The 20,470-nt window shown below is 56.0% G+C and carries 19 protein-coding genes and 2 pseudogenes; 9 read left to right on the plus strand and 12 right to left on the minus strand.

Annotation, left to right across the window (positions count from 1 at the left end; translation table 11 throughout):
* Positions 1–12 precede the first annotated feature (12 nt).
* Positions 13–296, plus strand: a pseudogene (locus K3556_RS05660) (DDE-type integrase/transposase/recombinase); the annotation flags it as partial.
* Between the two features lie 208 nt (positions 297–504).
* On the opposite strand, the gene K3556_RS05665 reads toward K3556_RS05660, so the two are convergent.
* Positions 505–654, minus strand: a complete 150-nt coding sequence (locus K3556_RS05665; protein ID WP_260518753.1) for an FCD domain-containing protein — start codon at positions 652–654, stop codon at positions 505–507.
* A 256-nt stretch (positions 655–910) separates the two neighbouring features.
* On the opposite strand from K3556_RS05665, the gene K3556_RS05670 reads away from it, so the two are divergent.
* Positions 911–2,311: an ATP-binding protein gene (locus K3556_RS05670; protein ID WP_260518754.1), complete on the plus strand. Its 1,401-nt coding sequence runs from the start codon at positions 911–913 to the stop codon at positions 2,309–2,311.
* Positions 2,308–2,946 carry a response regulator gene (locus K3556_RS05675; protein WP_260518755.1) on the plus strand — a complete coding sequence of 213 codons (639 nt, stop codon included), beginning with the start codon at positions 2,308–2,310 and terminating at the stop codon, positions 2,944–2,946. Before K3556_RS05670 ends, K3556_RS05675 begins: the two co-directional genes overlap by 4 nt.
* On the opposite strand, the gene K3556_RS05680 is transcribed toward K3556_RS05675, so the two are convergent.
* The 4 genes from K3556_RS05680 to gabT all read right to left on the minus strand — a co-directional run bounded on the left by K3556_RS05680 (position 2,947) and on the right by gabT (position 7,270).
* Positions 2,947–3,396, minus strand: coding sequence for a hypothetical protein (locus K3556_RS05680; protein WP_260518756.1), 450 nt, complete (start codon positions 3,394–3,396; stop codon positions 2,947–2,949).
* Between the two features lie 129 nt (positions 3,397–3,525).
* A complete protein-coding gene (locus tag K3556_RS05685) occupies positions 3,526–3,801 on the minus strand; it encodes a hypothetical protein (protein WP_260518757.1) in 276 nt (91 codons plus the stop codon).
* A gap of 390 nt (positions 3,802–4,191) precedes the next feature.
* On the minus strand, positions 4,192–5,595 hold the full coding sequence (mgtE, locus tag K3556_RS05690) for a magnesium transporter (protein WP_260518758.1): 1,404 nt from the start codon (positions 5,593–5,595) through the stop codon (positions 4,192–4,194).
* A gap of 253 nt (positions 5,596–5,848) precedes the next feature.
* The gene (gabT, locus tag K3556_RS05695; RefSeq protein WP_260518759.1) at positions 5,849–7,270 is read right to left on the minus strand and encodes a 4-aminobutyrate--2-oxoglutarate transaminase; all 1,422 of its coding nucleotides are present in this window, start codon (positions 7,268–7,270) and stop codon (positions 5,849–5,851) included.
* A gap of 183 nt (positions 7,271–7,453) precedes the next feature.
* Between gabT and K3556_RS16445 the strand changes: the two are divergent.
* The 6 genes and pseudogenes from K3556_RS16445 to K3556_RS05720 form a co-directional block, all read left to right on the plus strand.
* A pseudogene (locus tag K3556_RS16445) lies at positions 7,454–7,582 on the plus strand (helix-turn-helix domain-containing protein); the annotation flags it as partial.
* A gap of 36 nt (positions 7,583–7,618) precedes the next feature.
* Positions 7,619–8,023 (plus strand): cupin domain-containing protein, encoded by a 405-nt coding sequence (locus K3556_RS05700; RefSeq protein WP_312847290.1) that lies wholly within the window; start codon positions 7,619–7,621, stop codon positions 8,021–8,023.
* Between the two features lie 596 nt (positions 8,024–8,619).
* Positions 8,620–9,579, plus strand: coding sequence for a carbon-nitrogen hydrolase family protein (locus tag K3556_RS05705; protein ID WP_260518760.1), 960 nt, complete (start codon positions 8,620–8,622; stop codon positions 9,577–9,579).
* Between the two features lie 56 nt (positions 9,580–9,635).
* Positions 9,636–12,386, plus strand: coding sequence for an aminotransferase class I/II-fold pyridoxal phosphate-dependent enzyme (locus tag K3556_RS05710; RefSeq protein ID WP_260518761.1), 2,751 nt, complete (start codon positions 9,636–9,638; stop codon positions 12,384–12,386).
* Positions 12,387–12,407: 21 nt separating this feature from the next.
* Positions 12,408–13,859, plus strand: a complete 1,452-nt coding sequence (locus tag K3556_RS05715; RefSeq protein WP_260518762.1) for a biotin carboxylase — start codon at positions 12,408–12,410, stop codon at positions 13,857–13,859.
* A 6-nt stretch (positions 13,860–13,865) separates the two neighbouring features.
* Complete coding sequence (locus K3556_RS05720) at positions 13,866–14,864, plus strand: C45 family autoproteolytic acyltransferase/hydolase (protein WP_260518763.1); 999 nt, start codon at positions 13,866–13,868, stop codon at positions 14,862–14,864.
* A 298-nt stretch (positions 14,865–15,162) separates the two neighbouring features.
* Here the strand turns inward: K3556_RS05720 and K3556_RS05725 are convergent, their stop codons facing one another.
* The 7 genes from K3556_RS05725 to K3556_RS05755 all read right to left on the minus strand — a co-directional run bounded on the left by K3556_RS05725 (position 15,163) and on the right by K3556_RS05755 (position 20,468).
* Entirely contained in the window at positions 15,163–16,182 is a 1,020-nt protein-coding gene (locus K3556_RS05725; RefSeq protein ID WP_260518764.1) for a TRAP transporter substrate-binding protein, read from the minus strand.
* A gap of 14 nt (positions 16,183–16,196) precedes the next feature.
* Complete coding sequence (locus tag K3556_RS05730; protein WP_260518765.1) at positions 16,197–17,507, minus strand: TRAP transporter large permease subunit; 1,311 nt, start codon at positions 17,505–17,507, stop codon at positions 16,197–16,199.
* Positions 17,504–18,022 (minus strand): TRAP transporter small permease subunit, encoded by a 519-nt coding sequence (locus tag K3556_RS05735; protein WP_260518766.1) that lies wholly within the window; start codon positions 18,020–18,022, stop codon positions 17,504–17,506. The genes K3556_RS05730 and K3556_RS05735 overlap by 4 nt, the downstream gene beginning before the upstream one ends.
* Before the next feature lie 175 nt (positions 18,023–18,197).
* Positions 18,198–18,599, minus strand: a complete 402-nt coding sequence (locus K3556_RS05740) for a CBS domain-containing protein (RefSeq protein WP_260518767.1) — start codon at positions 18,597–18,599, stop codon at positions 18,198–18,200.
* Positions 18,596–18,949: a P-II family nitrogen regulator gene (locus K3556_RS05745; RefSeq protein ID WP_260518768.1), complete on the minus strand. Its 354-nt coding sequence runs from the start codon at positions 18,947–18,949 to the stop codon at positions 18,596–18,598. The genes K3556_RS05740 and K3556_RS05745 overlap by 4 nt, the downstream gene beginning before the upstream one ends.
* On the minus strand, positions 18,946–19,728 hold the full coding sequence (locus K3556_RS05750) for a DUF1538 domain-containing protein (protein WP_260518769.1): 783 nt from the start codon (positions 19,726–19,728) through the stop codon (positions 18,946–18,948). Before K3556_RS05750 ends, K3556_RS05745 begins: the two co-directional genes overlap by 4 nt.
* Complete coding sequence (locus K3556_RS05755; protein ID WP_260518770.1) at positions 19,725–20,468, minus strand: DUF1538 domain-containing protein; 744 nt, start codon at positions 20,466–20,468, stop codon at positions 19,725–19,727. The genes K3556_RS05750 and K3556_RS05755 overlap by 4 nt, the downstream gene beginning before the upstream one ends.
* Positions 20,469–20,470 lie beyond the last annotated feature (2 nt).

The raw sequence follows: 20,470 nt of genomic DNA on the forward strand, positions 1-20,470 counted from the left end.
ATGGTTCAGGGGCGCGGCTTCGACTTCAGTCACGAAACGGTGCGGTAATAGTGAAACCGTTTTGGCCGATGTTCGCCGCTGATTTCCGGAAAAACCGAGTCAACCGGATGCGTTCTTACTCAAACTGGCAGTGGCACCTGGATGAGGTGTTTGTGAAGGTTTAAGGAGAAACGCACTGCCTGTGGCGAGCTTTGGATCACGAGGTCGAATTGCTGGATAACTATGTCACCAAGCGTCGAGATCGCAGTGCAGCGTTGAAATTCCTCACAAAATCCATGAAGCGGCACGACCAACCGCCGCTCTCGCCGAGTGGCGCTGGTTTTGTTCCATCTAAGTTCCGGCATTTCGCACAACTGAGACTGGTTCGAATTCGTCTGACAGCACCGCCACCCACATCCTTGAGATATACTGGCTCGCGTCATTCTTCAGCTTGGCGGCAAGCAGACCGGTCCTCACAGATTTCGGAATCGCAACGTGGACTGAAGGCAGGCTAGGCCGAGCCTCTCACATCGCCTCCAACGTATGAACCAAACCATTGCGGATGTGCTCTTCCAGAAGGCGTTTCGCCTTTTCGGCATCTCTTGCCAGTGCCGCATCGAACATCGCCTTGTGTTCAACTGAGACCTCTTCGCCGCGAAAAGTCAGCACCAGCATCTGGTTGCGAAAGAATTTGTCAAAAAGTGTAGAGTGAAGCGCATTGCGCGCCGCTCACACTGTTCTGTTGTTGTGAGGTAACGGCAAAAGGGTCTGCTTAAGCATGACGCGTCGATCCCTGTCCATATGCGGGCCCGGACTGCGCTGGTGTGTGTGAATTTGTACCTCTTACCGGTCGCCCAAATTGATAAGCCTAGGGTCCGTCATCGGACTTTGGTCTATGTTTTGATATAGCGTCTGGTGTTAAACCGAAGTCATGAAAAGGATTGCTGACGCTTACCTATGGCGCGATCTAACACTGCCGGGCCAGTTTCTATTGGCAGGTGCTGTCGTGATGATTGGCGCAATGATTCTTGTCGGAAACTGGATATCACAACGGATCGAAGATGCGGTTGTTCAAAACTCAGCATCGTCCGCCGCCCTTTTTATGGAGAGCTTTGTATCGCCGTTGAGCCAGGAACTGGCCGAAACCGATACGCTGTCTGCACCGGCACGTCAGGCCCTGGCCGAGATGTTTGACGGGACGACGCTTGGCGAACGCGTGGTATCTTACAAAATTTGGCTTAAGGGCGGACGGGTTGTGCATGCGTCAGACCCGACGCTTATTGGTCGAGAATTTGAGCCATCGGATGAACTGAAGCGCGCATGGGCAGGCGAAGTCGCATCCTCCTTCGAGGACCTCAATGATCTGGAGAATGAAGCCGAAGCCGCGCTGGGCGTCGCGCTGCTGGAAGTTTACAGCCCAATTCGACAGGTCTGGACCGGCGAGGTGATTGCCGTGGCCGAATTCTATGAGACCGCAGCGCAACTGGATGCTGATCTCGAAAACGCACGCCAAACCAGTTGGCTGATTGTCGGCGGCGTGTTTTTGACCAGCGGCTTGCTGCTTTTCTGGATTGTGCAGGCCGGAGGGCGAACCATACGACATCAGCGACAGGCTTTGTCAGAACAGCTGGCCAAGACAGAACACATTTCCGCGCAGAACGCCAATTTGCGCCAAAGAGCGGTCGCCGCGTCTTCAAGGGCCACAGCCCAGACCGAGCAAGCCATTCGGCGCATAGGGTCCGATCTGCATGACGGGCCGGCGCAATACCTGTCACTCGCGTCTTTAAGGTTGGATGGGGCACTTGGTGCGAAAAAAGCCCAATCAAAAGACGCAGAACGGGTCCGCGAAGCGCTGGACAAGGCGCTTGATGAGCTGCGGATAATCTCTAGGGGCCTTGCATTGCCCGACCTCGATCAACTGGGTATCGCTGCCCTGATGGACCGCGCGATGCAGGACCATCATCGGCAAACCGGTTTGGAAATCACGGTCGATCGGACCTTTGAAACCGAACCTCCGCTGAATTATGCTCAGAAACTTTGTGTGTTCCGTTTTCTGCAGGAAACGCTCTCGAATGCCAGCCGTCACGCTGATGTTGCCAAGGTGCAGGTAATTGCAAATGCCGACCGTCATGCTTTCACGATTTCCGTCGCTGACAAGGGGCGAGGATTTGAGACCGCGCAGCCCCGCGAAGTTCGCCCGGACGGTGGGCAAGGCCTGTTTGGGCTCGCGGATCGGGCCGAAAGCATTGGTGGAAGCCTTGCTGTCACCTCAACTGTCGGCGAAGGCACGACGCTTTCCCTGACACTTCCATTTGAAGAGATTGGATCATGACCATTCGTATTATTCTGGCAGATGACCACCCCATTTTCCGTGACGGGCTTGTGCACAGTATTGAGGAGACGGGCGCGTTTACCGTCATGGGTGTTGGTGGGTCTGCCGATGACGCGGTCAATTTGGCCGAGCAACATCGCCCGGATATCGCGCTTCTGGATCTGTCGATGCCGGGCAGCGGTATCACAGCCGCTAGTCGGATATCGCAAGCTGGCACCGCCAAGGCTGTTGCGATGCTGACCGTGTCCGAAGACGGAGAGGACGTTACCGCCGCGATGCAGGCAGGGGCGACCGGTTACGTGCTGAAAGGTGTGTCTGCGGCAGAATTGCGAGACATTTTGACCAGGATCGCCGCCGGTGAAGCACATGTGTCTCCGGGGCTGGCGGCCCAAATGCTGCGCATCATGCAATCTGAAAAAACGGTAGAGCGACAACCCATTGATGATCTGACCAAGCGCGAGGAAGAGATATTGAAAGGGGTGGCAGCGGGCAAAAGCAACAAGGAAATCGGGCGTGACCTGAACATTCAGGAAAAAACGGTCAAACACTATATGACCATTGTCCTAAGCAAACTACAGGCCCGCAACCGTGTCGAAGCGGCGCTGATCGCGCAAAAGGCATGGGGAAAGAAGTAGTTACTGGGTCACGGCTGCGCGCATGCGCTCAAGGTCTTTGGCTGTTGCAGCTCGGCGCGTGACCGTTCTGCCCTCGGGGTCTACCAAGATATAACGTCCGTTCAAAATCCGTTCGTCCCAGCCATTTGAATAGCGCAGGTGCAAGTTGGCGATCACGCCGCTAGGTGATCGTTCTAGGCCGCCGCTTGCTGTGCCTTTAGACCGACTTGATTCCTCGTCGTCTCTGTCCCTGTCGCGATCATCATCTCGATCATCGTCATCATCATCGCGGTCGTCGTCCCGACCATCTCTCCTGCCGCTTCTGTCATCATCTCGGTCACTTCCCGAGCCACTGTGATCGTCGTCGTCATCGTCGTCATCTCCGCCTCGACCGCGACCCTTGTCGGCAAGCGCGTAGTCAGCACCCAGCACCAACTTTCCGTCCAATGTCTTTTTGACAGTGAACGGCATAGGCATAAAAAAGAGGGCCAAACATATGATCTTGAGAAACCTGGACATGGTGCTCCTGCAGCGTGTTTCGCCTGAACCCGTGCGTGGTCACGCACCCAATAGGATTACCCAAGGGTGCGTGATTTCGCATCAGACTATGGTCTGATATTTGCGTGAGTGGTGGCCGGAGTGGTTCAATTCAGACCCGGCATTCCGGATGTTCCGCAACATCGCCCGGATCATCACAACCCGACCCGCCGGGGATACGGGGGCGATCCCGGCCGCTCGATCCATCATCGTCGCGATCACGATCACGCCCACGGTCATCATGATGATCATCATCGTGATCATGGTCACGATCATGGTCACGATCGCGGTCCCGGTCGCCGCCTCTGCCCCGGCCGCGACCTCGACGGGCGACCTCATAAGTGCCGTCGCCTTCTGTGACCACCGGAGCGGTCTCTGTCGACTGAAAGATCAGTTCGGACAAGATGCCGGGTGATGCAATCGTCGTACTGGGCGCGATTAGGCCTGCTGCCGTACAAAAAGCGCCTGCAATAAGGTGAAGTGGTTTCATCGTCTTTCTCCTGATGTGTTCAATTGACACCCTCAGGTTTTCAGGTGTGGGCTGATCGCGATATCGACAAAAGGCCCTGCCTTTTCTGGCAAAGGTCGGGTGTTGTTTTGGACCTAGGTCTGAAACCAAGCCACCCGGGCGCGCAAGGCGCGTGAACGAACTAAATAGCCCGCGGCGAAACCAAACCGTATCGCCCATCAAAGCGACCACAGTGCCATGATGTGCTTGAATTCGAAACCTCAGAGCAAAAGTGGCATCATCAGGCTCGCCATGCTGAGGACGAGGAAAAAGCCTGCCATGTCGGTGATCGTGGTCAGAAGCGGTCCACTGGCCGCCGCCGGGTCTTGGTTCAACTTCTTCAGCAGAAGTGGCACAACGCCGCCGATTGAAACCGCGATCATGGTGTTAATGGCAAGCGCTGTGCCGATCACGACACCCAGCCACGGGTTGCCTTTCCAGATCCAGCAGACAATGCCAATCAGCACGCCCAAGGCTAAGCCGTTGATAACGCCAACTGAAATCTCTTTGACCCAAACCCGAAACGCGTCTTTGGGCTGCACGATGCCCAAAGACAGCTCACGCATGGTGACCCCGACGGCCTGATTGCCGGAACAGCCCGACATGTCCGATACCATCGGCAGGAACACCGCAATGGCGATGACAGCAGCCAGTGTTTCCTCATAGGCCGAAATGACGCTGGCGGCGATGATGTTGAGAACGATGTTGGCCGATAGCCAAGCGAGACGTCTGCGAGACCGCAACCAAAGCGGCATCGCGCGCACTTCGTCTCCAACAACACCCTGACGTTTCAAGCTTTCCGACTCGGACCGTTCCAGCGCGGCGGCATCGACCGCACTGCGTGAAACGACGCCGACCAGCGATCCATCTTCTTCGACAACCGGCAGGCCAAGGAAGTTGTGTTCGTCGAACAAATCCTGAAGTTCGTCCAGCGTCGTCGCGACACCGACAGTGAGCGGTGCCACCATGATCGAATTCAGTTTCTCGCTGCGCTTTGCGGTCAACAACCCGCGCAGGGAAACCACGCCAACCGGATGGTTGTCCGCATCGACCACATAGGGGTGTTGGCCTCTGTACCGTTCGAAATCGTCGTCATCGCTGACCATGCCGCGCAGAACGGACCCGACTGTTGCTGTGTCGGGGAATGAAAATGCCTCGGCGACCATCAGGCCACCGGCGGTTTCGTCATCATATTCCGCCAGACGTCGAACATCATCGGCGTCCTCGGGGTCGAATTTTGCAAGGATGGCCTCGGCGCCAGCCAGTTCAATACCGCCAATCAGGTCGGCTTGAAGGTCTGACGAAAGTTCATCCAGAATCTCGGCCGCGCGCCCCGCTTCCATACGCTCAACAAGGTCGGTGGCCGCTTCGTAGGGAGCTTCTTCAACCAGTTCCGCAGCAACCTCGACCGGCAGAATTCGGAGCAGTTGATCGCGATCATCTGCATCCAGTGCCAGCAATTGTCGAAGCGCGGCACTCCGTGGCAGAGGATCGAGCAGGTCGATCAGCGTCTGCTCATCGCCCGCGTCCAGCGCTGCCTTTACCTGTTCTCGCACGGTTTTCAGATCGCCGACATCCTCGTGAATGTCGTCTGACGTTTCGATAGGATCTTTCTGGTCAGTCATGCTGCTAATCCATTGAGATAGTAAGGAAATATTACGTCTTGCTGTCCTTCACCAACGTGTTTCGACGGGGTGGTTGCCAACCCTTCGCAAATGGTTCGGGCGTATGTAAGTCAGTCTTTGGTTTTGGTGCGGCACGAACCAAAACGCATTGCGATTGTGCCAGCGCTTTCTTTTGTTAACAGGACGAAGCGCCGGCCCAACAAAAAAACGCGCCATCCCGTGAATAGGATGGCGCGGGTGGTCTAAGCGAGGCTTACTCAGCCGCGAGTTTTTGTTCTGCAGCGATTGCATCCGCAAGGGCTGCTTCGAAAATGGCCAGGCCTTCTTCGATCAGGGCATCTGAGGCCGTGAGCGGCACCATGATACGGACGGCGTTGCCATGCATACCGCAACCCAACAGGATCAGGCCGCGCTTGAAGGCGTGGGCGATGACGGATTTGGTGAATGCAGCATCCGGTGCCGAGGTTTCGAAGTCGGTCACGAACTCAACCGCCAGCATCGCGCCGATGCCGCGAATGTCCCACATCCGATAGGGCGCGACCCGCGACCCCATATCCGCAAACCGTGTCCGCATGTGGTCGCCCAAGGCGGTCGAGCGGGCCAGAAGGCCTTCGCTTTCGATCGCCTCAATGGCGGCAAGGGCTGCTGCGCAAGCCACTGGGTTGCCGCCATATGTGCCACCCAGCCCACCCGGGGCCAGCGCGTCCATCACATCGGCGCGACCAATGACACCGGCAATGGGGTAACCACCGGCCATGGATTTTGCGACGGTGATCAGATCTGGCACCACACCGGAGTGCTCGATCGCAAACCAGGTGCCTGTGCGGCCGAAACCGGCCTGAATTTCGTCGGAAATCAACAAGATGCCGTGCTTGTCGCAAATCGCGCGCAGGGCCTGCCACATTTCGGTGGGAACCGGAATATATCCGCCTTCGCCCAGAACTGGCTCCAGAATGATTGCCGCCACACGGTCTGGATCGGCATCCGTCAGGAACAGTGTTTCCAGCGCATTCAGGGCGTCCTGAACGGTCACGCCATTACGGGCATCCGGGAACGGCGCTCGGAAAATATCTGACGGGAAGGGGCCAACATCTTTTTTGTAAGGTGATACTTTACCGGTCAGGCCCAAGGTCAACAATGTGCGGCCATGATAGCCACCAGAGAATGCGATGACACCGGGGCGGCCAGTATGCGCGCGTGCGATTTTGACTGCATTTTCGACGGCTTCAGCACCGGTTGTCACCAGAAGCGACTTTTTCGCGAAATCGCCGGGTGCAAGCGCGTTCAGCTTTTCAGCAAGGGCCACATAGGGTTCGTATGGCACGACCTGAAACGAGGTGTGCGTATAAAGGTCTTCCTGCGCCTTTGCTGCGGCAACGACCTTGGCATGCCGGTGCCCGGTGTTCAAAACCGCGATTCCGCCAGCGAAATCAATGAAGCGATTGCCTTCGACATCCCAAAGCTCGGCGTTTTCGGCCCGAGCGGCGAATATGGGCGCGGCAGACGCGACCCCACGCGGCACAGCGGCTTCGCGGCGGGTCAGCAGGTCAGCATTGGTTTTTACCTGAGCCTTCGTGCTGGGTGCGGCTGCCGTCTTGGCAGATGCCTTTTTGCGTGTGCTGGTGTTTGTTTTTACCGACTTAGCGCGCGGCTTGTTGGGTGTGCGAGTGGTCATGATGCGCTCCATCACAAGTATGAGAATTGATTAATATTCTCATACATTGCTTAATAATGTTGTCAACAGATTCGGCGTTCCGGGCGGCTGGTAAGGGATTAACGCAATTATTTTGATTGACTGACTTCTTCGTGGATGGTTAATATTCTTATCAAGCGATGAGAGGGTGATGTGAAGTTGGATATGGATGTCGGCAGTAAATTGAAGGCCGCGCGAAAAGCAAAAGGGCTTTCGCAGCGCGACCTAGCAGGGCGAGCTGGACTGACAAATGGTGCCATTTCCTTGATTGAGCAGAACAAAAGCAGCCCCTCGGTTGCGTCGTTGAAGCGGCTTCTCGACGCGGTTTCCATGACGATGTCCGAGTTTTTTTCGGAGATTGAAGATGAAAAGGCACCGAAGTACTTTTTTGGTGCCAGCGAGTTTACCGAGCTATCGCCGCAGGATGTTGGGCTGGGGGATGGTGCAGAGCGGGTGTCTTTGCGGCAACTTGGAAATGCGTCGCAGCATTCGCTTCAGGTGCTTCATGAAACATATCCTCCCGGTGCGGACACGGGCCCGGATATGCTGGCCCATGAAAGTGAGGAGGCCGGGATCGTGGTGTCTGGCGTCATCGAGGTGACGGTCGAGGATCAGGTGAGGGTGCTCAATCCAGGCGATGGATACCTTTTTGACAGCCGCTTGCCGCACCGCTTTCGCAATATCGGTGACGCACCTTGCGTTGTCGTGAGCGCTTGTACGCCACCGTCGTTTTGACGCCGGTATCGCTGTCACGCTCAGCACAGCGGCGCTTGAGTTTGTTGCCAAATGCAAACGGCGTGTTAACGTTTGGGAGTGATCACGTCGGCCAAAAGCAAGAAGAACAGGGATTTACGAACCAATCGGGAAGGAAAACGTGATTAATGCCCACAAGGCCGCTTATTCAATTTCAGCTGGGCGATCTGCCCAAACCGCGACTACCCGTCCAATGGTAGAGTTGCGCACGGCAGCCATCGAACGGCCCTTTACGCGTGGCGTCACGCATGACCTTGCTGCCGAGATATTTCCATCCTATTTGCCAGAAGGTTTCGGCCAAGCTTCAAAGGAAAACCTGACGACCCACTTTCCAAAATTCGCGCAACCTGAAAGATCTAATCTGAAGCTCGGTGTCGCCCATCGCAGTCCAGCCAGAACGTTTTTGCGATTAGAATCTGCCACGGCACGGACTGGTCAAGTCGCCCAAGACGTTGCCGATCTGGATGAGCGCCAACAGGTTTGAATGGAGCAGGTTATTCCGGAATTGATGGTGCAATGACCGTGCACTGAAAATGATAACTGTCGGCAAGATTGTCGACTTAGGAGACAAGAAAAGAATGACACCTTTTGCGATCGCAGGCATCCAGATGCATGTCGCGGCCCTCAACTCCAACGTTGAGGCCATGCGGCACCGGATTGACGTTGTTATGGCCCGCTTTCCGTGGACACAGATGGTCCTGTTTTCCGAGCTGGCGCCGTACGGCCCGCTGGATCAGTTTGCACAACCCTTTCCCAACGACGTTCTGACACAGTTCCAGGAAGACGCACGCCGGTACGGGATCTGGCTCATTCCCGGATCCATGTTCGAGAAAAGACCCGACGGAAAGATCTACAACACGGCCGTGGTCATCAACCCTCAGGGCGAGATTGTGACCAAATACTCCAAGATGTTCCCATTCCGGCCTTACGAAGCCGGGATCTCAGCCGGCACAGATTTCTGCATCTTTGATGTGCCGGATGTGGGTCGATTTGGTCTTTCGATCTGTTATGACATCTGGTTCCCCGAAACCACGCGTCAGCTGACCAGCCAGGGGGTCGAAGTTCTTTTGAACCCGGTTTTGACCGGAACCACCGACCGTGATGCCGAACTGGCTATTGCGCGCGCCACGGCGGCCCAGTTCCAGTGTTATGTCTTTGCCGTGAACGGTTTGGCCGCGGGCGGGGTCGGCAAATCAATCGTTGTCGATCCGTCGGCGATGGTGCTGCACCAATCGGGCGGCCAAGAAGACATGTTCCCGATCGAAATCGACCTCGATGTCGTTCGTCGGCAGCGCGAAACAGGCCTGAAGGGTCTTGGTCAAGTCTTGAAAAGCTTCCGGGATCGCGAAGCCGATTTCCCGATCTACGACCGCACCAGCGGGGCGGATGCGTATTTGCAGACGCTTGGCCCTCTGGCAACGCCGGGGCAGGGCTCTCGGGCCGGTGTCGAGGTGACAGATCCGCGGACTGCGCTTGGGGCAAATAAGTTGGCCGCAGCTGCGGTACCAATGTTCAAAGGAAAAACCGGAACAGATTAATACAAAATGGACGCATGCACTAAATGCGCCGATGCCAGCAACAAAGGGATGGAAGAATGAATGTTAAATCCGCAGAGGAAAAGCTGCCATCAATCGGCGATTATTACAGTGCAACGCAATTGCGGGCGGACAGGTGGAGCGCGCTGCGCGAAACGACGGAGTCCCTTAGGATTCATGGGATAACAGGAAGCCGGGGCAAGTCGCTTCTGGCCACTGCCGAATCCCTGTTCGAGGCCTTGGCGCCGATCGAAGTCTATTGGGCCTTTCCCGGCGCGCACGCGTTCGAGCATCTGAACCGCTTGCTTGAACAGCGGAATATCGACGATCTGTCACATGCCATCCGACGTGTCTCGCGCGCGCTCACGTCGGGCGCGTACCGGCGCCGGAGCATCCCCATTATTGGCGATGAGATAGACAACGAAGATTACGAGGATGAAAGCGCGCTGGCCCCTGAAGACCGGGCGCTTGGTCGGCCGTATTTCGAAGTCTTGATCGTCGACAGCGTCAACGAGCACCAGGAACGGTTCCTTCGCAACAACCTGCATAGGGTCAGGCGGACCGAAGACCCGTTCATATATGAACCCGTCATCGTGCCCAGTCTTGAAGACGCGCTTATGGGCATTTTGTTCAACCACAATGTGCAAGCAGTAATCGTTCGCCCGGGCCTTGTGCTGAAATCCCGCAACGAATTGCCGATTTTGAAGCAGTTTCTAAGCCGCATTGGCGACGAAGAAGATGTCGACGCTTTGCAACCCAGCGACTATGGCCCGGAAGCCTGCCGCCTGATCGAAAAGGTACGGCCCGAGCTGGATGCGTATTTGATCACAGACCGGTCTGCTGAAGATATCGCTGGGAAGGACCTTGGGCGGTGCCGCCGGGTTTTTTATAATCAGGAAGACTTCCTTGAGCTGCACCTGAACATTCTGCGCGGTGTAGGTCGCCGCTATAAGACGCCGTTCTTCACGGCGCTCAAAGAGTATTCAAAGCAGCCGACGGGCGTCTTTCACGCCATGCCGATCAGCCGTGGCAAGTCGATCAGCCGGTCCCACTGGATCCAAGACATGGGTGCGTTTTACGGCCCCAATATCTTCCTTGCAGAAACCTCGGCGACGTCCGGTGGACTGGATAGCCTGCTGGAGCCGCGCGGCCCCATTAAGGAAGCGCAAGATATGGCAGCTCGGGCTTTTGGGTCGAAGCAGACATTCTTTGCAACCAACGGCACATCGACCTGTAATAAGATTGTCGTGCAATCTCTGGTCAGGCCGGGTGACATCGTGCTTGTCGACCGGGACTGCCACAAGTCGCACCATTATGGGATGGTTCTGGCCGGTGCGAATGTCGTCTATATGGACAGCTATCCGCTGCATGAATATTCGATGTACGGGGCGGTGCCGCTTCGGGAGATCAAACACACACTGCTTAAGCTCAAAGCCGCTGGCAAACTGGATCGGGTGCGCATGGTGTTGCTGACCAATTGCACCTTTGACGGCTTGGTCTACAACGTTCAACGGGTGATGGAAGAGTGCCTCGCCATCAAGAAGGACCTTGTTTTCCTTTGGGATGAGGCTTGGTTTGCATTTGCACATTTCACGCCGACATATCGACAGCGCACCGCGATGGGTGTTGCGAACCTGCTGCGCGAGTCTTTGCGGACGGAAGAGGCGTCTGCAGCTTATGAAGCGCAACAAAAAAAGCTGGAAAATGCGGACGAGGAAACGTGGTTGAACACCCGGCTTCTGCCCCCTCCGGACGCTCGGGTGCGGGCCTATGCGACACAATCGACCCACAAGACGCTGACATCTTTGCGCCAGGGGTCGATGATCCATGTCAACGATCAGGATTTCAAAGGCGAGGTCGAACAAGCCTTCCAAGAAGCCTATATGACGCACACGTCAACATCGCCGAATTATCAGATCATCGCGTCCCTTGATGTTGGACGGCGACAAGTCGAGCTTGAAGGCTTTGAATTCGTTCAGCGCCAGATCGAAAGTGCCATGGCAATCCGCAAGGCCGTCATGACGCACCCGACGCTGCAGAAGTATTTCAAAGTGTTGACCGTTGGCGACATGATCCCCAGCGAATTCCGTGACAGCGGGACCAACAGCTATTTCGACGCCCAGCAAGGCTGGACGGATATCTGGGAGGTCTGGGCAACAGACGAATTCGTTCTCGACCCGACACGTGTCACCCTTGCCATCGGTGGAACGGGTTGGGACGGCGATACGTTCAAGACCAAGATCTTGATGGATAAATATGGCATCCAGATCAACAAGACGTCGCGCAACACCGTTCTTTTCATGACCAATATCGGGACAACCCGGTCTTCAATCGCATACCTGATCGAGGTCCTCGTCGAAATTGCGAATGATCTGGATGATCTGCTTGACGATGCCTCGAAGATGGAAAAACGTTCTTTTGAGAACCGCGTTACCGCGCTTGTCGAACATGTCCCACCCCTGCCGGATTTCAGCCGGTTCCACGATGCGTTTCGTGACAGCACGGAAACACCGGAAGGTGACATAAGAACCGCCTATTTCCTGTCATATGACGAAGACAATTGTGATTACCTGACCTTGGGTGCTGAATTGGTAGAGAGATTGCGAAACGGCGAAGAGCTCGTATCAGCATCCTTCATCATTCCGTATCCACCAGGCTTTCCAATTCTGGTGCCAGGCCAGGTGATCAGCCCCGAGATCATAGAGTTCATGGGCGCGCTGGATGTCAGCGAAATCCATGGGTATCGCCACGATCTTGGGCTCAGGATTTTCACGCCTGATGCATTGAAAAAGCTGAAAAAGAAGAAATAGGGATAGAAAAGGATACCGAACATGCCAAAGAAGACACTGAAGAATATCTCTGAAATCCGTCGTTACTTTCATACGAACAAGGATCCCATTTACTTCGTTTCCGCGACCAACTTCAACCTGCTCGGACTTGATGAATGGGTGAAAAACTTCAAATATATTTGCTATATGGACTGTTTTGACGGACGCCATCCGAACGTGTTGTGCCCGTCCGAATTGCCGCATGACGAGTTCCAGTCCATCGAAGACATCAACAACTATCTGCTGCAGCACAAAGAGGTTGTTGATTACATCAAGTCGCGCGGTGGCAAGCCGAAATTTGTGTTTCTGATGTTTGACGAAACAACCGAGAAACTTGTGAAAGAACTGGGCGGCGAAGTTTGGTTCCCGAAAGCCAAGCTGCGCACGTCCATGGACAACAAGATAGCGACCGTGCGGATCGGTAATAAGGCGGGTGTGCCATCGGTCCCCAACACGCTAAGCGAAGTGAAAAGCTATGAGCATCTGCGCGAAGTGACTGAGAAAGCCGGCATCGGGCACGATCTGGTGCTGCAATCTGCTTTTGGCGACAGCGGCCACACGACCTTCTTTATCAAGTCCGAGGCGGATTTCCGGAAGCATGAACATGAAATTGTCGGCGAAGGCGAAATCAAGATCATGAAGCGGATCGATTGCCGGGGCTCGGCGATCGAGGCCTGTGCAACAAACGAAGGCACGATCGTCGGGCCACTTATGACGGAACTGGTCGGCTTCAAAGAACTGACGCCATATCGCGGGGGGTGGTGTGGCAACGAGATATTCTCGACCGCATTTCCGCCCAAAACCCGCCAGAAGGCGCGCGAGCTGACGTTCAAATTCGGCGAACAGTTGCGGAAAGAAGGGTACCGCGGATATTTCGAGCTCGATTTCCTGATCGAGAAGAAGTCGGGTGAAATCTGGCTGGGCGAGTTGAACCCTCGGATCACCGGGGCGTCGTCGATGACCAACCATGCGGCCTTCGCTCATGCAGACGCGCCGCTGTTCCTGTTCCACCTTCTGGAATTCTCCAAAAAGCCATTCCATCTGGGTGTCGAGGAGCTGAACGCGCGTTGGGCTGATCCAGACATGATCGACAGTTGGTCACAAATGGTCATCAAACACACTGATGACAGCGTCGATATCATCACAGACTCGCCTCAGTCCGGCATCTACAAGATGTTGCCGGATGGAAGCGTCGTCTTTGATCGCTTCGACTATCACCGCCGCGCCGTGGAAACCGAGGACGAAGCTTTCTTCCTGCGCATTCTAAGCCCGGGCGACTATCGCTATGAAGGTGCTGATCTTGGCATCCTTGTTACACGAGGTCGGTCGATGACGCAGGGGTTCCAGTTGACTGATAAATCCAAGAAATGGATCGACGGGATCAAGAATGCGTTCTCATCGCGGCCACTTCCGTCCGCACAGGCCTTGCAAGATCCGGCATTCAAGATCATGTAAGCCGGTATGAGCCTCGTTATTCGCGCCATATCCGAAGATCAGCCCGGGCCTGTTTGGTCCGGGCTCTTTGCAGAGTATTGGCCGGCCTATGCAAAATGGTGGGCCCGCGATGGACTGTCGGGCAGGCCGACATACCTGGAATGCAAACGCGCGATATCGAAGCATATGCCAGAGATTGCAGAGCTTTACGACCAGCTTTGCAAGCTGGTCGGTGGTGGCGATATGGAAGCGCGGTTTCTCAGCTTCTATTGCCCGCCGCGCTATCTGGCCGCGTGCAGCCAGGCTGTCTGGCCCGGCGATGCACCACTGCTTGTCCGCAACTACGATTACGACCCTGCTGCCTTTGATGCGATTGTCCTGAAGACAAACTGGAACGGTCGCGGGGTGATCGGCACCAGTGATGGCTTGTTCGGTTTGGTGGATGGCATCAACGATGCCGGTCTGGCCCTGTCTCTGACATTCGGGGGACGGCGCGAAGTCGGGGATGGGTTCGGCGTTCCGCTGATCCTGCGATATATCTTGCAAACCTGCACCACGGTGCGCGAAGCAGAAGCCGTTCTGAAGCGGATCCCAAGCCACATGAGCTATAACGTTACGGTCCTTGATGCCGAGCGGCGGTTTTTGACGGCCTATCTGGCGCCGGACCGCCCTGCCGTCATTACCCATTCGGCGGTCGCAACGAACCATCAGGAACGAGTGGAGTGGTCAAGCCATGCCCGGTTCACAGCAACCGTGGAGCGTGAGCGTTTTCTTTTGCAACGTCTGACCCTGCACCCAGAGACGCAGGAGCGGTTCATTGGTGCGTTCCTCAAGCCACCATTGTACTCGACGGCTTTCTCTTCCGGTTTTGGAACGCTTTATACAGCCGCCTACCGACCAGACGAAAAGTCATTGGAGCTGCGTTGGCCCGGTCGCAGTTGGAAGAAGAGCTTTTCGAAGTTTGAGATCGACCACATCAAATTGGTGCTTCCCACCAGTGCTGCCCCGAGCGATCTTGCGATCTGAATGGTGAGCGATGCGCCGTTTGGGCGCTGGTGACCTATCCTCTTCCAGACAATCGCCCGGCGAAACTGTAGCGCGAAAGATAAGCCTATGTTCCCCACACTCGCGCTTGAAGCCAAGCGACCCGACAGGGTGGAGATATTTAAGCGGGCTTTCCCGGGCGCGCGCGGATAGTTTTTCGTTTACAAACCGCTGATATTGCTGGCGGTGTTCTACAAGATTATCGCCGGGATCATCACGCTGAAGTTTCGCCGGATCGACGGTCGGCCCCGCCGCCAAGCAGCGGACGAGGCCGTGTTTGTCAATCAAGATCGGTCAAGTCTTTGTATTCACCGTAAGCAGCCGCATAGGCGCGGTAGCTGTCGATCACGCGTTTGAACATCTCGTTCTCTGCCGATTTCTCAGCATAAACTTCGTCCGCCGCCGCGCTGAGCGCGTCGATCACGCTGTCTGGAAACCGCTGGACGTTTACGCCCTTGGTGCGGAACTCCTCCAGCACTGCGCTTTGCGCGCCAGCGGCTGCTCCCAAGGCAAAAAGGTTGGCATCCGAACACGAGACTTCGATCGCAGTGCGTTGGCTGTCGGACAGCGCATCCCATTTGTCTTTGTTCATGTAGAACTCGATGAAGCCCGCCGGTTGATGCCAGCCGGGGAAGTAATAATTCTTGGCAACCTTGTCGAAGCCCAGCAACTTGTCGACCAGTGGAAAGCTCAGCTCGGTCGCATCGAGGCGGCCAGTTTCAAGAGATGTCGAGATTTCGCCGGTCGGCAATGACATCGCGTTTGCTCCAAGTTTGGCAAGAATATCGCCGCCAAGACCGCCGATCCGGATATTCAGACCCTGCAAATCCTCAGGCGCGGTGATTTCCTTGGTATACCAACCGCCCGCTTCGGACAGGATCACGCCGCAAGCCATCGGCACAAGGTTGTAAGGGGCGTAGATCTCGCGCCACAGTTCAAGGCCACCGCCATGATGCAGCCAGCTGACATAGGATAGGGGATCGCCACCGAACGGCACGGATCCGAACAGAGCCGCCGCTGGCTCTTTGCCGCTGGCATAGGCAGCGAAGGACCAGCCCGCATCGATTGCGCCGACGCTGACATTGTCAAAAATCTCGAACGGCGGCGACATCTCTCCTGCCAACAGATAGTTGAAATTGACCTCGCCGCCAGTCAGGGCAGAAACGTTCGCCACAAAGCGCTTTGCGGTTGGGTCAAGCACCGGTAATCCACCGAATGCGCTTTGCAGGTTGTAGTCCTCTGCGGTCACACTCGTCGCCGAAAGCGCTGCAACAGCAGCAAGCATTAATGTCGTTTTCATGAGGTTCCTTCCTTCTATGACGTTAGTCCGGTGATCAAACCGGGGAACAGGATCAGCAGCACGAGCACCAGAAGTTGCAAGGCAATGAAGGGCAGGACGCCCTTGTAAATCTGCGGTGTGGTCAGCGCGTCGCCAGCAGCACCGCGCAGGTAAAACAGCGAAAACCCAAATGGCGGGGTCAGGAAAGAGGTTTGCAGGTTCACGGCCACCAGAATTCCAAACCAGACCAGAAGTTCATCGCCCGACAATCCATTACCAAAGTCCAGCCCAGCCACGATGGGCGCAAAGATTGGCAGGAGGATAAGCGTTATTTCCAGCCAGTCCAGCACGAAGCCCAACAGGAAGATTGCCACCATCACCACCGCCAAGACCGTCAGCGGTTCGGTGCCAAAGGCCATGATGCCTGCTTCGACCAGATCGTCGCCGCCGATGCCTTTGAAGACGGCCGAAAAGCACGTGGCCCCGATCATCACGAAAAGCACAACACATGTTGTTGTAACCGTTCTCGTTGCAGCTTCTTTCAACATGGCGAAGCTGTATTTTCGATAGAGGAGCGTGATCAGCACAGCACCGAACGCGCCAAGGCCGCTGGCTTCGGTCGGGGTGGCAATGCCTGCAACGATGGAGCCAAGGACAGATATGACCAGCACCAGCAAGGGTCCAAGATCAAAGATCAGTTGCGGAACTGAAATACGGGTTTCATTTTTCAATGGGGGCAGGTTGCGGGCGCGCCAGATGATAAACGCACCATAGATCAACACCAGCAACAAACCGGGCCCGATCGCACCGGCAAACATGTCTGGTACCGGGGTTTGCAACTGATCCCCCAAGACGATCAGCATCACAGATGGTGGGATCAGAATTGCCAATGTACCGGACGCTGCAACCAAGCCAGCCGAGGTTGGTTTGTCGTATCCTGCCTCTTCAAGCCGGGGCAGGGCCAAGAGCGCAAGCAATACAACCGAGGCGCCGACGATGCCAGAAGACGCCGCAAGCAACACGCCAATCACAAGGACTGAGACACCCATGCCCGCAGCACTGCCCCCCAGTGCGCGTTGTGAGGCCCGAAGCGACCGCTCCGCCACGCCCGAAATTTCAAGGATCAAACCCATCAAGATGAACATCGGGACGGCTACGAGCAGCCAGTTGGACAACACGTTCGCGTAAATCCGGCTGATCAACAGATTGAAGAAAGCGACCGGCAGGTCAGAGATCAGAATGAAAATCGCGGCGGAGCCAGCCAACACCATTCCCACACGGTAGCCTGCAAATATTGCAGCCAAGGTCAGGCCCGCCATTGCCAGAGGCAAGATGCTGTCGCTCATCGGCTGGCCCTGATCAAGCGCAGCGTTTCGATCAAAACGGCGATGGCCAGCAGCCCCAAGCCAAAGGGTAAGATTGCTTTGATCAGCCAAAGATCATTCAAACCGCCGTTGCGCGACCCTTCTCCAGACGACCAAGCGCGCCGTGCGAAGTCCCACGCCGCTGGCAGGCCCAAAGCGAAAAAGGGCACGGCAAAGATCAGGTTTCCCAACAGGTCGATGCGAGCCTGTGCGCGGGCACAGCGGGTCTGATACAGGAAATCCACCCGCACATGCTTGTTCATCGCCCAGACCAACCCGGCGGGGACCAGCCCGACAATCACCAACAAGTGCCATTGCAAATCAAGCAGTGAATTGAGCGTGACTGCCTTGCCCAAAACAGGCAATGCGGCGTCAAATGTCATGATTGGATTTATGTCCAGCGCGCTGAACAGCACCTGCACAACAATCCCGCACATCATCGCGATCAGCGCAACGGCCAATAGGTTGCGCGTGGCAGTTTGCAGGCCCTTCAACATAGCGTCCCCAAATAGAGTGTCGCATCGAACGACATTATTTTATTTCGCGCAATCCTCGCATCGGCCGCCGACGAAGGGAAATGCAAGATGGGTCCCTGTGCCGGTCTTGGACAATCCGCGCGGGTGAAGTCTTCGATCGATCCGATTGCCGGAAGACAGTGGCCGCATAAACGGGTTAAAGGGAGGCCGCCTCGGCCAGCGTCAGCTCGCGCAGTCCGACTGTACCGATCAATGTGTCATCTTCAACCACAAGAGCAACATCAAGGTTCAAGCGCGACAACAGCCGGATCGCGTAACGCGCCTGCATGTTGCCCGACAGGTTGATTGAAGGCTTTTCCATAACCTCATAGACGCTGACCCTTGCCGGAGCGCGGTTCAAGGCGAAGACCTGTCGCGCGATCATGCTGATCGTCAACACGCCAAATTCGTCATCTGATGAACGTTTCTCGATCACCAGTGTATCATGGCCGGTGGCCTCAAAGACCTCCAGGGCTTCCGCCACGGTTGCTAACCCATTGATGATATGAGGGTCCTGCTGCACGGCGTCGCGGACACGGGTATCTTCCGACTGGCTCATAGCTCGTCCTTCTCTAACGAGGTTTTCAGCGCTTTGACCTGTGTTTCAAGGCCAATGGCGTCTTCGATGTCAATTTGGAACACAACGCCGCGCCCGGGTTCTTTCAGGAATTCGCCGGCGGCGCAGATGGTTTCCAGAATGTCTGCAGCGCGGTGTTCTTCTACCAGAAACAAGGCCATGTCGCGCTGACCTGCCACGGTCAGGCCAAGGAAAGTTTTCTTCTTTTCCAACCCTTCCCCACGGACGCTGGTGATCACAGTGGCCCCGGTCGCACCTGCGCTGCGTGCCGCATCAACAATCACGTCGGTAAAAGCATCCTGCGCCAGCGAGATAATCAGTTTGAACTTCATTCTGTGTCCTCCGTTTCTGGGTTTGGCACGTGCAACTTGTGTCGTCGAGCCTCATTCCACTGCACCAGCTGCGCATAGCCCATGACCGTGATCATCGGGAACAGGCTTGCCAGCGCGATAAGCCCGAACCCGTCCAACGCCGGACTGCGGCCCGGAACAGTCGAGGCAAGGCCAAGACCAAGCGCTGCCACCAACGGCACGGTGACCGTTGAAGTAGTGACCCCGCCGCTGTCATAGGCGAGAGGCACAATAGTTTTTGGTGCAAACATTGTCTGAACAATTACAATGGCATAGCCCGCGATCATATAGACGTAAAGCGGCGTGCCTGTGACGATCCTGTAGGTGCCGAATACAAGGCTCAGGGCGACGCCAACCGCAACGGCGATACGCAGCCCCCATTCCTTGACCGTTCCGCCCGAAACTTCGCGCGCTTTGATGGCGACAGCGATCAAAGACGGCTCGGCAATGGTCGTGGAAAACCCGATGGCAAAGGCGAAAAGATAGGTCCAGCCATGGGCAGTCCAGTCGGTTGGGTTGCCCACAAAGGCCGGGTCGGTTAGTTGGCGGGCCATCGCCTCGCCCAGCGGGAAAAGGGCTTCCTTCAGGCCAAACAGAAAAAGGCCAAGCCCCAACACCACATAGAGCCCGCCGATCAGAACGCTTTTCAGGTGCGGGACGCGTTTGCGCAGCACCACCGCCTGAAAGAAAACCAGCACCACAGCGATAGGCAGCACGTCTTTGATGGTGGCCGCAAAGGTTGTGACAAGGTCCTGTATCATTGCCATGACCCCACAATCCCAAAGCCAAGCACGAATACGATGGGCAACAGGCTGGCAAATGCCACAAGCCCGAAGCCATCGATCATCGGATTGCGCCCTTTGATGACACTGGCCAGTCCGACGCCCAAGGCGGTGGTCAGCGGCACAGTGACCGTCGACGTGGTGACGCCGCCGCTGTCATAAGCGATGCCGATAATTTCAGGCGGCGCAAATGAGGTCATGATAACGACTATGACATAGCCGCCAATGATCAGGTAATGGATCGGCCAACCCAGAAGAATACGCAGCACGCCAATGACAAGGGATGTGCCCACCGCCGCCGCCACTGTATAGCGCAACGCATTGGCATAGCTGACTTGTTCCGTGTCGCTGGCACCAACAGCGCCGATGTCGGACATCACGCGCGCAGCTTCGCGGCTGACGGCGATCAGGGCCGGCTCGGCGACTGTGGTTCCAAAACCCAGCGCAAAGGCGAAGGTCAGAAGCCAGAACAGGCTGCCCTTGTTGGCAAAGGCGTCTGCAAGCGATTCACCTAGCGGAAACAGCGCCAGTTCGAGGCCACGAATGAAGATCGCCAGCCCGGCCATCACAAAAAGAAGGCCAATCAGTTTCTGACCAACATCATCCATTGGCTGACGGAGGATCAGGAACTGGAACACAGCCACAACGCCGACAATCGGCGCCAGATCGCGCGCCGTCCCGAGCGTCAAATGCGCAAGTGATTTGATCTCATCTAGCAACG

Source organism: Aliiroseovarius sp. M344 (assembly GCF_025140835.1).
GTDB lineage: Bacteria > Pseudomonadota > Alphaproteobacteria > Rhodobacterales > Rhodobacteraceae > Aliiroseovarius.

Excerpts from the sequence above, each read along its gene's own strand:
- K3556_RS05735 (WP_260518766.1), bottom strand. The coding sequence starts at position 18,022 with ATGTTGAAGGGCCTGCAAACTGCCACGCGCAACCTATTGGCCGTTGCG.
- gabT (WP_260518759.1), bottom strand. The coding sequence starts at position 7,270 with ATGACCACTCGCACACCCAACAAGCCGCGCGCTAAGTCGGTAAAAACA.
- K3556_RS05710 (WP_260518761.1), top strand. The coding sequence starts at position 9,636 with ATGAATGTTAAATCCGCAGAGGAAAAGCTGCCATCAATCGGCGATTAT.
- K3556_RS05685 (WP_260518757.1), bottom strand. The coding sequence starts at position 3,801 with ATGAGGTCGCCCGTCGAGGTCGCGGCCGGGGCAGAGGCGGCGACCGGG.
- K3556_RS05725 (WP_260518764.1), bottom strand. The coding sequence starts at position 16,182 with ATGAAAACGACATTAATGCTTGCTGCTGTTGCAGCGCTTTCGGCGACG.
- mgtE (WP_260518758.1), bottom strand. The coding sequence starts at position 5,595 with ATGACTGACCAGAAAGATCCTATCGAAACGTCAGACGACATTCACGAG.
- K3556_RS05680 (WP_260518756.1), bottom strand. The coding sequence starts at position 3,396 with ATGCCGTTCACTGTCAAAAAGACATTGGACGGAAAGTTGGTGCTGGGT.
- K3556_RS05715 (WP_260518762.1), top strand. The coding sequence starts at position 12,408 with ATGCCAAAGAAGACACTGAAGAATATCTCTGAAATCCGTCGTTACTTT.
- K3556_RS05670 (WP_260518754.1), top strand. The coding sequence starts at position 911 with ATGAAAAGGATTGCTGACGCTTACCTATGGCGCGATCTAACACTGCCG.
- K3556_RS05720 (WP_260518763.1), top strand. The coding sequence starts at position 13,866 with ATGAGCCTCGTTATTCGCGCCATATCCGAAGATCAGCCCGGGCCTGTT.
- K3556_RS05665 (WP_260518753.1), bottom strand. The coding sequence starts at position 654 with ATGCTGGTGCTGACTTTTCGCGGCGAAGAGGTCTCAGTTGAACACAAG.
- K3556_RS05740 (WP_260518767.1), bottom strand. The coding sequence starts at position 18,599 with ATGAGCCAGTCGGAAGATACCCGTGTCCGCGACGCCGTGCAGCAGGAC.
- K3556_RS05675 (WP_260518755.1), top strand. The coding sequence starts at position 2,308 with ATGACCATTCGTATTATTCTGGCAGATGACCACCCCATTTTCCGTGAC.
- K3556_RS05700 (WP_312847290.1), top strand. The coding sequence starts at position 7,619 with ATGACGATGTCCGAGTTTTTTTCGGAGATTGAAGATGAAAAGGCACCG.
- K3556_RS05750 (WP_260518769.1), bottom strand. The coding sequence starts at position 19,728 with ATGATACAGGACCTTGTCACAACCTTTGCGGCCACCATCAAAGACGTG.
- K3556_RS05745 (WP_260518768.1), bottom strand. The coding sequence starts at position 18,949 with ATGAAGTTCAAACTGATTATCTCGCTGGCGCAGGATGCTTTTACCGAC.
- K3556_RS05730 (WP_260518765.1), bottom strand. The coding sequence starts at position 17,507 with ATGAGCGACAGCATCTTGCCTCTGGCAATGGCGGGCCTGACCTTGGCT.
- K3556_RS05705 (WP_260518760.1), top strand. The coding sequence starts at position 8,620 with ATGACACCTTTTGCGATCGCAGGCATCCAGATGCATGTCGCGGCCCTC.